Raw genomic sequence first — 11,784 nt, forward strand, 5'->3', positions numbered from 1 at the left:
TTCGCGGCGCCGTTCTTGGGGGTCTCGCTCACGCCATGACCTCCTCTCCCTTGATGCCCTGCGAGGCGGCGATCTCCTGGTACGTCGGGTTGTCGCGCATCAGCTCGTCGTGGGTGCCCTGGCCGACGACCTCGCCGTCCTCGAGCACGAGGATCACGTCGGCGTCGCGGATGGTGGCGATCCGCTGGGCGACGATCAGCACCGTCGCGTCGCGGGTCACCGGCCTCAACGCCGCCCGCAGCCGCGCGTCGGTGGCGACGTCCAGCGCCGAGAAGGCGTCGTCGAAGAGGTAGATCTCGGGTCGCCGGACCAGGGCCCGGGCGATGGCCAGGCGCTGGCGCTGGCCGCCGGAGACCGTCGTGCCGCCTTGCGCGACGGGGGTGTCGAGACCCTCGGGCATGGCCCGCACGAAGTCGGCGCCCTGCGCGATCTCCAGCGCCGCCCACAGCTCCTCGTCGGTGGCGTCCGGCCGGCCGTAGCGCAGGTTGGAGGCGACGGTGCCGGAGAACAGGAACGCCCGTTGGGGCACCAGCCCGATCCGGGACCAGAGCAGCTCGGGGTCGAGCTCGCGGACGTCGACGCCGTCGACCCGGACCACGCCCTCTCCTGCGTCGAGCAGGCGCGGCACCAGGTTGACCAGCGTGGTCTTGCCGGCGCCGGTGGAGCCGATGACCGCGATGGTCTGGCCCGGGCGGGCCGAGAACGTGACGTCGCGCAGCACCGGCGCCTCCGCGCCGGGGTAGGTGAGGCCGACACCCTTGAGGTCGAGGTGGCCGGCGACGGCGACCTCGGTGACCGGGTGGGTCGGCGGGACGACGCTGGTGCCGGTGTCGAGCACCTCGCCGATCCGGTCCGCGCTGACCGAGGCCCGCGGGATCATCATCAGCATGAAGGTGCCCATCATGACCGACATCAGGATCTGCATCAGGTAGGACAGGAACGCCGTCAACGCGCCGACCTCCATCTGGCCGCCGTCGACGCGGTGGCCGCCGAACCAGATCACGCCGACGCTGGCGACGTTCGAGATCCCCATGACCAGCGGGAACATGAGGGCCATCCAGCGGCCCGCGCGCAGCGAGACGACGGTGAGGTCCTGGTTGGACCGCTCGAAGCGGCGCGCCTCCTGCGGCTCGCGGACGAAGGCGCGCACCACGCGGATGCCGGTGATCTGCTCGCGCAGCACCCGGTTGACGTCGTCGAGCCGCTCCTGGACCTGCCGGAACGCCGGCACCATCTGCGAGACCACCAGGCCGATGCAGACGAAGAGCACCGGTACGACGGCGACGACCAGCCAGGACAGGCCGAAGTCCTCGCGCATCGCCATGATGATGCCGCCGATCATCATGATCGGGATGGTCACCGCCATCAGGCAGGTCATCATCGCCAGCATCTGCACCTGCTGGACGTCGTTGGTGGCGCGTGTGATCAGCGACGGCGCGCCGAAGGTGGAGACCTCGCGCGCCGAGAAGCTGCCGATCCGCCCGAACACCGCCTTGCGCAGGTCGCGGCCGAAGGCCATCGCGGCCTGGCCGCCGAACCACGCCGAGCTCATCGAGCAGGCGGCCTGGACGAGCGCAACGACGAGCATGATCGCGCCGAGCTCGACGACCTTGCCGGTGTCGCCGCGGGCCACGCCCTGGTCGATGATGTCGGCGTTGAGGCTGGGCAGGTAGAGCATCGCGGCGGTGCCGGTGAACTGGAGCACGACGATCGCCGAGAGCCAGCCCTTGTAGGGGCGCAGGTGGTCGCGCAGGAGCCGGATCAGCATCAGTGCGAGTCCTTCCTCAGCACACCGTCCAAGACGGTGTCGACGATCTCGACGGGGGTGAGCAGGTCGCCGTCGGCGATCTCCTCGTGGGACGCGGCGAAGGTCAGCAGCCGCCAGACGTGGAGCACCCGGTCCGGACCACGGTCGAAGCGATCGATGTCGGGTGCGATGAGCAGGTAGAGCCGGTCCTGCACCTGCGCGAGACCCTTCTTGATCTCGGGCCGCTCGGTGAGATGGTCCGGTGGGCCGACGAAGCCCATGGACCTCATCAGCCCGAAGATCGCCAGGAACCGCTGCTGCAGGATCGACGTCATCGCCACCATCCTGTCGCGCAGCGGCAACCCGGGGTCGATCTCGTCGAGCCGGCACAGCACGTCGCCCGGCTCGAAGGCGCGGGCGATGGTCGCGTCGATCAGGTCGTCCTTGGAGTCGAAGACCCGGAAGATGGTGCCCTCCGCGACACCGGCGGCCTCGGCGATCAGCCGGGTGGTCACTCGCCGGCCGTGCTCGTAGAGCAGCGGACGGGTGGCCCGGATGAGCATCTCTCGACGGTCGTCGGGCGACAGCGGGGCGGCACGGGGCGGCATGCCGGCCATCCTAGGATGAGTGAGCGCTCACTCACAACCCCTTTTGTGGTTGAGGCCGGGTCAGGGCGAAGCGGGTCCACCACCGTCGGATCACAATGGAGGCATGGCACGCGTCGCACTGGTCCTCGGCTCCGGCGGTGCTCGCGGGTACGCCCACCTCGGCGCGGTCCAGGAGCTGCGTGAGCGCGGGCACGAGATCGTCGCGGTCTCCGGTACGTCGATGGGCGCCGTCGTCGGCGGGCTGGTCGCCGCCGGCAAGGATGCCGAGTTCACCACCTGGGCCTCGACGCTCACCGGACGCCGGGTCGTGCTGCTGGCCGACCCGACCTGGGCCGGCGGCGGCGCGGCGAGCGCCGAGAAGCTGATGACCGCGCTCGACGAGATCGTCGGCGACGTCCTCATCGAGTCGCTGCCGATCCCGTTCACCGCCGTCGCCACCGACCTCGCCGCCCGCCGCGAGGTGTGGTTCCAGCGCGGCCCGCTCATCCCCGCGATGCGCGCGTCCTTCGCGATCCCCGGTCTGTTCACGCCCGCCGTGGTCGACGGCCGGGTGCTCGTGGACGGCGGCCTGCTCAACCCGCTCCCCCTCGAGCCGACCGCCGCCGCGACCGCCGACTTCACCGTCGCCGTCTCGCTGCAGGGCCCGCGCGAGCCGCACGAGCCCACCTCGCCCGCCCGGGGCTTCTCGGTGCGCCGCGCCGAGTGGGCGGCCGACCTGCGCCGCCGGTTCCGGCGCGGCGAGGACGCCGGCGAGGAGCTCGGCGAGGCCCCCGAGGCGCCCGCGGAGGCGCCGCCGGCCGAGGCGGTCGACGTACGCCCGGACATGCGGACCTCTGAGGTCGTCTCGCTGTCCTTCGACGCGATGCAGAGCCTGATCACCCGCTACCGGCTGGCGACGCTGCCGCCCGACGTGCTCGTCACCGTGCCCCTCAGCGCCGCGCGCACCATCGACTTCCACCGCGCCGGCGAGCTGGTCGACCTCGGCCGCACCCTCACCAAGGAGGCGCTCGACCGGGCAGGCCGATGAGTAGGCTCCTGGCCATGCCTGCTCTCGGCCCCCGCGCCCTGCGGATCCTCGGCACGGGCGCTGCGCTGCCCGACGAGGCCCTCACCAGCGCCGCGATGGACGAGCGCCTCGGGCTGGCGCCCGGCACCGTCGAGGAGCGGACCGGCGTCCGGGTGCGGTACGTCGAGCGGGGCTCCGCCGCGCAGCTCGGGGCCCGGGCGGCCCGCAAGGCCCTCGCGGCGGCGGGGCTGACCCTCGACGAGGTCGACGTGGTGATCGGCGCCAGCGCGACGCCCGACCAGCCGCTGCCCTGCAATGCGGCGCTGCTGCACGAGGAGCTCGCGCCCGAGCGGCCGATCGCGGCCTGGGACGTCAACGCGAGCTGCCTGAGCTTCCTGGTCGCCCTCGACCTCGCGGCCACGCTGGTCGACGCGGGCCGCCACCAGCGGATCCTCATCGTGTCCAGCGACCTGGCCTCGGTCGGTCTCGACTGGTCTTACCTCGGCGCCTCGGGGATCTTCGGCGACGGCGCCGCGGCGGCGGTCGTCGGGCCCGCCGGCGAGACCGGTTCGGCCGTCCTGGCCGCCGACTTCGCGACCCACAGCGAGGGCGCGCACACCTGCGAGATCCGCGGGGGCGGCTCGCGGTTCGCGCCGGACCGGGTCGAGGGCGCGTACGCCGACTGGGGCCGGTTCCGGATGGACGGCGGCGCGGTGTTCCGGCTCGCGGTCAAGCATCTGCCTCCGTTCGTCGAGCGGCTGCTGACCGCCGCCGGGACCCGGATGGCGGACCTGCCGGTCGTCGTACCGCACCAGGCCAGCCACCACGCGCTGGCCTGGCTCCAGCACCGCTTCGGGATCGAGGCGGGCCGGCTGGTGGACATCTACGCCGACCACGGCAACCAGGTCGCCGCCTCGCTGCCGTCGGCGCTGCACGCGGCGATCGAGTCCGGCCGGCTGCGGCGCGGCGACCACGCGCTGCTGCTCGGCACCGGCGCCGGGCTCAGCCTGGGCGGGGTCGTGCTGTGCTACTGAGCCCCGACCAGCCCGAGGTCACCTTCCACTGGCTGCGCGTCGGCCACTGCAAGGGGCCTGAGGCGATGGCCCGGCAGGGCGGGCGGCTGCGGATCATCGAGTTCCCGTCGTACGTCGGCGCGCTGCACCACCCGACGCACGGCTGGACGCTGTTCGACACCGGCTACTCCCAGCACTTCATGGACGCCACCAGCCGGCTGCCCGAGCTGCTCTACCGCACCACCCTGCCGGTGACCCTGCGCCCCGACGAGCACCTGTCGCGCCAGCTCGAGGCGCTCGACGTCGACCCGGGCGACGTGCGCCGGATCGTGGTCTCCCACTTCCACGGCGACCACGTCGGCGGCCTTCTCGACCACCCCCGGGCACGGATCATCGCCGGCGCGTCCGGCGCCGAGCACGCCCTGTCACTGCGGGGGATCAACGCGGTCCGGCACGCGATCCTGCCCGCCCTGCTGCCCGACGACCTGCGCGACCGGCTGGACCCGGTCGACGCCTTCCCTGCGGTCCAGGTGGGCGGGCTGCGCGCCTGGGACCTGCTCGGCGACCGCAGCCTGCTCGCCGTCGACCTGCCCGGCCACCTGCCCGGTCACCTCGGACTGCTGTTCACCTCCGGCGGTCGGCAGGTGCTGCTGGTCGGCGACGCGGCGTGGACGACCCGTTCCTTCAAGGAGCTCAAGCCGCCGTCCCGGCTCGCGAAGGGCGTCATGCACGACTGGGACGCGACGGTCCGCACGCTCGGTGTGCTCCACGTCCTCGACGCGACCTACGACGACCTGCTGATCCTCCCGGCGCACTGTCCCGAGGGCCACGCGGCCTGGTCCGCCGGGCGCTGATCTGCCGCCGCACCTGAGTCAGCGAAACAACCGCAGCAGGTACAGCGAATCAACCACATTGGTGCAGCGAAACAACCACGGATCGTCAGCGAAACAACCACGGACGGCTAGGATGAGGCCATGTCCCTGATCGCTCGGCACACCACCACGCGGGCGGAGGAGTGGCTCGACACCTTCCCGATCGTCATCGTCGAGGGCGCCCGGCAGGTGGGCAAGAGCACCTTCGCGGACATGCTGGCCGCCCAGCGGATGTCGCGGACCTACACCCTGGACGACCCCGCCGTACGACGGGCCGCGAACGCCGACCCCGTCGGCTTCGTCGATCAGCTGCCTGAAGGCCTGCTCGTCATCGATGAGATCCAGCGGTCCCCGGAGCTGGTCCTACCGATCAAGGCGTCGGTCGATCGCGACCGGCGACCGGGCCGCTTCCTGCTGACCGGATCCTCCGACCTGCTCCGCCTCGATCGCACACCCGACAGCCTGGCGGGGCGCGCGGTCACGCTGCCGCTGCGTGGGTTCAGCCAGGGCGAGCTGCGCGGCACGCACGACGACTTCGTGGCCCGGCTGCTTCGCGACGAGGTCGACCCGTGGTCGGTCACGAGTGAGGCGACCCGGGCCGACTACATCGACCTGCTCGAGGCCGGCGGCTATCCCGAGGCCCACCGCCTCTCCACACGCGCCCGTCGGACCTGGATCGACGGCTACCTGCGGCGGATCACCCAGCGCGACACCGACGACCTCGCGCAGGCTCTCGATCCGGCCAGGCTGTCGAGCATCCTGCGCCTCGTCGCCGCCAACCAGTCCGGCGAGCTGGTCAAGGCCCGCATCGCTCGCGACGCGAACCTTCCGGCGAGCACCGTGTCGCGCTATGTCGACGCGCTGGAGACCCTGTTCCTGGTGGAGTCCTTGCCGCCCTGGACGCCCAACCTCACCACGCGCGAGGTCGGCCGACGCAAGGCGTCCATCACCGACTCGGCGCTGGCGATGCGGCTGGCCCGGGTCGCCGGCCAGTCGCTGCTCCCCGTGGTCGGCAGCGAGTACCTCGGCCTGCTCCTCGAAGGGCTCGTGGTGTCCGAGCTGTCCAAGCAGGCGACCTGGAGCGAGGCCGACTTCACCATCTACCACTTCCGCGATCGCAACGCCGACGAGATCGACGTCGTCCTGGAGCTGGACGACGGACGGATCGTCGCGATCGAGGTGAAGGCGAGCCGCGATCCACGCGGCAGCCACTTCACCACGCTCACGAAGTTCCGGGACCGCCTGGGCGACAGGCTCGTCGCCGGCATCGTCCTCACCACCGGCGCGCACGGCACGTCCTTCGGGGACCGGCTGTGGAGTCTTCCCATCGCCACCCTGTGGGATGCGGGCGGCGAACGCCGATGACTGACGGTCAGGCCGCGGTGGCCGCCGCGTTCGCCCGCGAGCGCTGGCTGCTCCCCCGCCGGTACGACGTCGCGCGGGCCCGCGCGCTCGACCGGTTCCTGCGCGTGGAGCTGCCGAAGGCCCCGTTCTACGCGCCTTTCGCCGGTCGACCGCTGTCGGAGCTGCCGGTCGTGGACAAGCGGACGGTGCTCGCCGACTTCGCCGCGTTCAACCGGCACGGCATCTCACTGGACCGGGCGCTCGGGGTCGCCGAGGCGGCCGAGCGGTCCCGCTCGTTCGCCGACCGGCTGCCCGGCGGGGTGAGCGTCGGGCTGTCGTCGGGCACGTCCGGGACCCGCGGGGTCTTCCTGGTCTCGGAGGCGGAGAGCCGGCTGTGGGCGGGGATCTTGATGGGGCAGCTCATGTCCACCGCTTCCCTGCGGACGCTCGCGAGGCGGCCCTTGCGGGTCGCCCTCTTCCTGCGCGCCAACAGCAACCTCTACCAGACCCTGGACAGCCGCCGGGTCTCCTTCTCGTGGTACGACCTGACGCTGCCGCTGGCCGACCACCTGCCGTCGCTGGCCGGCACCGACGTGCTCGTGGCGCCGGCCAGCGTGCTCCGGCGGCTCGCCGAGACCAGGCCGGCCGGGCTGCGACCACTCCAGGTCGTCGCGGTCGCGGAGACCCTCGAGCCCGACGACGCGGCCGTCGTCCGCGCGGCCTTCGGGCGGCCCGTCGAGCAGATCTACCAGGCCACCGAGGGCCTGCTCGCGCTCAGCTGTCCCGCCGGCCGGCTGCACCTCAACGAGGCGCACGTCCACATCGAGCCCGAGTGGCTCGACCACCAACGCTTCCACCCGGTCGTCACGGACTTCACCCGCACCACCCAGTACGTCGTCCGACACCGGCTCGACGACGTCCTCCTCGCCGCGCCCGGGCCGTGCCCGTGCGGCCGGCCGGGACGGTCGATCCAGGCGGTGCTCGGCCGGGCCGACGACGTGCTGACGCTCGACGACGTGCCGGTCTACCCCGACGTACTGCGCCACGCGGTCGCGCTCGCCGGAGACCTCGGTGACTACCGGATCGAGCAGCACGGCGCGCAGTGGCGACTGGCGGTCACGACCGGCGGGCCGGACGCCGTCGGGCGGGTCGCCGCCGAGACCGCCCGCCTGGCCGGACGGTTGGGCGCGACTCCCCCCGAGGTGGTGCCGATGGCGTGGCCCGACGAGGCGCCCGACCAGAAGCGGCGACGGATCAGGAAGGTGACATGAGGATTCTCGTGACCGGAGCCTCGGGCTTCGTCGGCGGGCGGCTCGCCGAGCGGGCGCGCGAGGCGGGCCACGACGTGGTCGGCCTGGGCCGACGCTGGCTCGACCGGCCGGACTACCTGAGCGTCGACCTCGGCCGGACGTCGCCCGAGGAGCTGCCCGCGCTCCCCTGGCAGCCGGACGCGGTGATCCACTGCGCGGCCCGGGCGACGCCGTACGCGAAGCGGGCCGACTACGACCGCGACAACGTGATCGCCACCCGGACCGTGCTCGACTGGTGCATGGCGCTGGGAAGTCCGCGGCTCGTGCACGTGTCGTCGTCCTCGGTGCTCTACCGCGACGGCGACCAGCTCGACCTCACCGAGGAGACCCCGCTGCCGGGGAGGTTCGCCAACGACTACGCGCGCACCAAGGCCGACTCGGAGCGGATCGTCCGCACCTACGGCGGTTCCTGGGTGATCGCCCGCCCACGGGCGGTGTTCGGTCCGGGCGACACGGTGCTCTTCCCGCGGATCATCGCGGCAGCGAAGGCGGGCCGGGTGCCGCGTCTGACCGGCCGTGCCACGCCCGCCGTCGGCGACCTGATCTACGTCGACAACCTCGCCGACTACCTGCTCCAGCTGGCCGCGCGCCCCGAGCTCGGCGGCGTCTACCACCTGACCAACGTCGCGCCGGTCGAGATCCAGGCGCTGCTGCTCGACGTGATCGGGCGGCTCGGCTTCGACCCGCCGACCCGCGAGGTCAGCCTGACCACCGCGCTCCGGGCCGCGACGGTGCTGGAACGGACCTGGCGGGTGCTGCGCCTGCCGGGCGAGCCGCCGATCACGCCGTACGGCGTCGGGGTGCTGTCGTGGTCGAAGACCTTCGTGCCCGACAAGATGCTGCGCGACCTGGGCGAGCCGGCGGTGTCGGTGGCGCAGGGCGTCGAGGAGTTCGTGGCCTGGCAGCGGGAGCACCTGTGAGCCGCTGGCTGTGGGCCGGCGCGGCGGGCTATCTCGCCCTGCAGGGCGGCAAGACGGTGGCGGTCCTGCGGGCGGCCGACCGCGCGCCGGCCGCGGTCGAGCCGGACGACGGCGCGATCGCGAAGGTCGTCGTCGCACAGCCGATCCTGTCCGGGGACCCCGGCCTGGAGGACGCGCTGCGCGACAACCTGCTCTCCCTCGCCGGCGCCCGGTTCGTGTGGCTGGTCGACGAGGACGACGCCGAGGCGCAGCGGGTCGTGGCCCGGATCGGCGCCGCTCCCCGGCTGGAGGTACGGCTGTGTCCGCCCGCGCCCGACGGGGTGAACCCCAAGCTCGCCAAGCTCCAGCCCGCGCTGGACGACTGCGCGGACGACGAGGTGCTCCTCGTCCTCGACGACGACACCCGGCTGCCGCGCACCAGCCTCGGCGCACTGCTCGGCGGGCTCGACCGGGCGACGCTGGCGACCGGGCTGCCGGCGTACCTGCCGGGGCGCACGCCGTGGGCGCGCCTGGTCGAGCAGTTCGTCGACAACAACGCGGCGCTGACGTACCTGCCGATGGCCCCGGTGACGATCAACGGGATGTGCTGGGCGATGCGGGTCGCGGACCTGCGGGCGATCGGCGGGTTCACGCCGATCCTGCGCAACCTGACCGACGACCTGGCCGTCGCGGAGGCGGTACGGCGCGGCGGCGGGACGATCTGCCAGACCGCGTCGCCGCAGTGGATCACGACGACCGTCGAGTCCCCGGGCCACTACGTGCGGCTGCTGCACCGCTGGATGCTGTTCGCCAACCTGCTGCTGCGCCGCCAGCCGCTCGGCACCGTCGCCGCGATCAGCGCGCTGCACGGCACGCATCCGAACCTGCTCTGGGCGGTCCTCGTCGGCTCGGTCCGGTCCCGCCGGCCGGGCCCACTGGTCGCGCTGCTCGCAGGGCGTCGGCTGCTGCTGCGGGTCGTGCATCGCCGCGTCTACGGGCGTTCCCTGCACGCGCCGCTGCCCTCGCTGGTCTCCGAGCTGGTCCAGCCGGCGCACCTCGGGCACGGCGCGGTGCAGCGCACCATCCGCTGGCGCACCCGCACCTACCGGGTCCGCTCCGACACCGACTTCGCGCCGGTCCGATGAGGCTGCCATGACGCTGCAGGTGCTCCACCTGACCGGGCAGAGCGACCCGCGCTCGTGCGCGCTGTCCCCGATCCAGCACGCCTTCCTCGACCGGCTGCCGCTGCCGGAGTCCGCGAAGGTCCGGCTCAACTTCCCGTACGACGCCGGGCTGGCGCCTCCCCCTGGACCCGCATGGCGGCCGACGGCGCTGTGGCTCGGCAGCCTGCGCCACCTGGTGCTGTTCGGGCGGATCCGGCTGCTGCGCGGCCGGTGGGCCCGGCGGCACCGCCCGCTGGTCGAGGCACGGCTGCGCGCGACGGACCGGACCCTGGTGCTGGCCGGGTCGATCGGGCTGGACCTGCTGGGTCGCCTGGACCTGCCCGCCGATCTCCTCGACCGGCTGACCGTGGTCGCGTACGGCGCCGTCGCCACCCGGCCGCCCGCCTGCCGCACGATCCGGGTCGGCAGCCGCGGCGACCACCTGGCCCGCTGGTGGCCCCACGACGTCGAGGTCACGGTCGGGCACCTCGACTACCTGGCCGCGCCGGAGCTGGCCGCACTGTGCGCGACGCTGGTGACCGAGCTGAGCGGCGAGGTCGCGTGAAGCGGGTCGACCTTGTCGCGCCGCCCATGGCCGGCCACCTCCACCCGATCCTGGGCATCGCCGCCCGGCTGGCCGCCGAGCCCGGCCTCGACGTCCGGGTGATCAGCACCGCCGCCGCGCTCCCGGCGGTCGCCGCGTCGGGCGTGAGCGGGCTGGCGCTGCTGGCCGGCGCCGACGAGGTGATCGAGGCGGTGGTGAACCCGCCGTACCGGATCGGCAGCAGCCCGCGCCTGCTGTTCCGACAGTTCCGGGCGGCGGTCGCGCTGCAGGCCGACTTCCGGCGCGAGCTGCTGCTGGCGTGGGCCACGCAGCGACCGGACCTGGTGATCGCGGACTTCACCATGGGCGCCGTCGGCACCGCCGCCGACGAGATCGGCGTGCCCTGGTGGACCACGCACCCGTCGCCGTGCGCGATCGAGGGGCGGGCCGGGCCGCCGGCGTACCTCGGCGGATGGCGCCCTGGCCGCACTCCGGTGGGCCGGGCGCGCGACGCGGTCGGCCGGTCCTGGGTGCGCGGCTTCAAGCGGGTCGCGCCGCGGCTGGCCCGGGTCCGGCTGGCCGACGTCGGCGTCACCCGGCAGTACCGGCCGGACGGCTCGGAGACGATCTACTCCGCCGAGCGGGTGTTCGCGCTGACGCCCGAGGCGGTGGAGTACCCGCGGTCGCTGCCGCCCTCGGTGCGGTACGTCGGACCGGTGCTGCACACGCCGCCCTCGCCGGTCGCTGCGCCGGTGCTCGACCCCGCGCGGCGGGCGGTCCTGCTCACCGCCGGCACCCACCTGCCCTGGCACAAGGCCGCTCTCGTGTCCTGGGCTGCCGCGGCGGCTCGCGAGCTGCCGGAGGTCGAGCTGCACGTCAGCCTCGGCGGTGCGGGCACCGTGCCGGCGCCACCGGGCGTGGTCGTGCACGAGTATGTCGACTACGCCCGCGACCTGCCCCGCTTCGCCGCGGTCGTCCACCACGGCGGCGCCGGCGTCCTCGGCCACACCCTCGCCGCCGGCCTCCCGTCGGTCGTGTGGCCGGTCGACTACGACCAGTTCGACCACGCAGTGCGGTTGGTCGACGCCGGCGTCGCGGTCCGGGTCCGTCGCCCGGCCGAGCTGGCCACCGCCCTGCGCCGGGTACACGACGAGCCGTCGTACCGGCGCGCGGCGGAGCGGATCGCCGCCGGGATCGCGGATGAACCGGCCATCGAGACGATCGCCGCCGAGGTGCGTGCCCGCCTCCTGCCCCACTCCTCCCGGAGTAGGCCATGAT

The 11,784-nt window shown here is 73.4% G+C and carries 11 protein-coding genes; 9 read left to right on the forward strand and 2 right to left on the reverse strand.

Annotated elements, in window-relative coordinates:
• Positions 1–28: 28 nt before the first annotated feature.
• Together ACUP6Y_RS20215 and ACUP6Y_RS20220 are read right to left on the reverse strand one after the other, a co-directional pair.
• On the reverse strand, positions 29–1,768 hold the full coding sequence (locus tag ACUP6Y_RS20215) for an ABC transporter ATP-binding protein (protein ID WP_462552671.1): 1,740 nt from the start codon (positions 1,766–1,768) through the stop codon (positions 29–31).
• Positions 1,768–2,355, reverse strand: a complete 588-nt coding sequence (locus ACUP6Y_RS20220) for a TetR/AcrR family transcriptional regulator (protein WP_462552673.1) — start codon at positions 2,353–2,355, stop codon at positions 1,768–1,770. Before ACUP6Y_RS20220 ends, ACUP6Y_RS20215 begins: the two co-directional genes overlap by 1 nt.
• A 103-nt stretch (positions 2,356–2,458) precedes the next feature.
• On the opposite strand from ACUP6Y_RS20220, the gene ACUP6Y_RS20225 reads away from it, so the two are divergent.
• The 9 genes from ACUP6Y_RS20225 to ACUP6Y_RS20265 all read left to right on the forward strand — a co-directional run bounded on the left by ACUP6Y_RS20225 (position 2,459) and on the right by ACUP6Y_RS20265 (position 11,783).
• Positions 2,459–3,382 carry a patatin-like phospholipase family protein gene (locus ACUP6Y_RS20225; RefSeq protein ID WP_462552675.1) on the forward strand — a complete coding sequence of 308 codons (924 nt, stop codon included), beginning with the start codon at positions 2,459–2,461 and terminating at the stop codon, positions 3,380–3,382.
• 14 nt (positions 3,383–3,396) lie between these two features.
• The gene (locus ACUP6Y_RS20230) at positions 3,397–4,395 is read left to right on the forward strand and encodes a 3-oxoacyl-[acyl-carrier-protein] synthase III C-terminal domain-containing protein (RefSeq protein ID WP_462552677.1); all 999 of its coding nucleotides are present in this window, start codon (positions 3,397–3,399) and stop codon (positions 4,393–4,395) included.
• On the forward strand, positions 4,386–5,228 hold the full coding sequence (locus tag ACUP6Y_RS20235) for an MBL fold metallo-hydrolase (protein WP_462552678.1): 843 nt from the start codon (positions 4,386–4,388) through the stop codon (positions 5,226–5,228). Before ACUP6Y_RS20230 ends, ACUP6Y_RS20235 begins: the two co-directional genes overlap by 10 nt.
• A 120-nt stretch (positions 5,229–5,348) precedes the next feature.
• Positions 5,349–6,611, forward strand: coding sequence for an ATP-binding protein (locus ACUP6Y_RS20240; RefSeq protein WP_462552679.1), 1,263 nt, complete (start codon positions 5,349–5,351; stop codon positions 6,609–6,611).
• Entirely contained in the window at positions 6,608–7,861 is a 1,254-nt protein-coding gene (locus tag ACUP6Y_RS20245) for a F390 synthetase-related protein (RefSeq protein WP_462552680.1), read from the forward strand. Before ACUP6Y_RS20240 ends, ACUP6Y_RS20245 begins: the two co-directional genes overlap by 4 nt.
• Complete coding sequence (locus tag ACUP6Y_RS20250; protein ID WP_462552681.1) at positions 7,858–8,820, forward strand: NAD-dependent epimerase/dehydratase family protein; 963 nt, start codon at positions 7,858–7,860, stop codon at positions 8,818–8,820. Before ACUP6Y_RS20245 ends, ACUP6Y_RS20250 begins: the two co-directional genes overlap by 4 nt.
• Positions 8,817–9,944, forward strand: a complete 1,128-nt coding sequence (locus ACUP6Y_RS20255) for a glycosyltransferase (protein WP_462552682.1) — start codon at positions 8,817–8,819, stop codon at positions 9,942–9,944. Before ACUP6Y_RS20250 ends, ACUP6Y_RS20255 begins: the two co-directional genes overlap by 4 nt.
• A gap of 7 nt (positions 9,945–9,951) precedes the next feature.
• A complete protein-coding gene (locus ACUP6Y_RS20260) occupies positions 9,952–10,527 on the forward strand; it encodes a hypothetical protein (RefSeq protein WP_462552684.1) in 576 nt (191 codons plus the stop codon).
• The gene (locus ACUP6Y_RS20265; protein ID WP_462552685.1) at positions 10,524–11,783 is read left to right on the forward strand and encodes a nucleotide disphospho-sugar-binding domain-containing protein; all 1,260 of its coding nucleotides are present in this window, start codon (positions 10,524–10,526) and stop codon (positions 11,781–11,783) included. The genes ACUP6Y_RS20260 and ACUP6Y_RS20265 overlap by 4 nt, the downstream gene beginning before the upstream one ends.
• Position 11,784 lies beyond the last annotated feature (1 nt).

It is taken from the genome of Nocardioides sp. S5-5, from assembly GCF_054954065.1.

Excerpts from the sequence above, each read along its gene's own strand:
- ACUP6Y_RS20220 (WP_462552673.1), bottom strand. The coding sequence starts at position 2,355 with ATGCCGCCCCGTGCCGCCCCGCTGTCGCCCGACGACCGTCGAGAGATG.
- ACUP6Y_RS20215 (WP_462552671.1), bottom strand. The coding sequence starts at position 1,768 with ATGCTGATCCGGCTCCTGCGCGACCACCTGCGCCCCTACAAGGGCTGG.
- ACUP6Y_RS20225 (WP_462552675.1), top strand. The coding sequence starts at position 2,459 with ATGGCACGCGTCGCACTGGTCCTCGGCTCCGGCGGTGCTCGCGGGTAC.
- ACUP6Y_RS20240 (WP_462552679.1), top strand. The coding sequence starts at position 5,349 with ATGTCCCTGATCGCTCGGCACACCACCACGCGGGCGGAGGAGTGGCTC.
- ACUP6Y_RS20245 (WP_462552680.1), top strand. The coding sequence starts at position 6,608 with ATGACTGACGGTCAGGCCGCGGTGGCCGCCGCGTTCGCCCGCGAGCGC.
- ACUP6Y_RS20230 (WP_462552677.1), top strand. The coding sequence starts at position 3,397 with ATGCCTGCTCTCGGCCCCCGCGCCCTGCGGATCCTCGGCACGGGCGCT.
- ACUP6Y_RS20260 (WP_462552684.1), top strand. The coding sequence starts at position 9,952 with ATGACGCTGCAGGTGCTCCACCTGACCGGGCAGAGCGACCCGCGCTCG.
- ACUP6Y_RS20250 (WP_462552681.1), top strand. The coding sequence starts at position 7,858 with ATGAGGATTCTCGTGACCGGAGCCTCGGGCTTCGTCGGCGGGCGGCTC.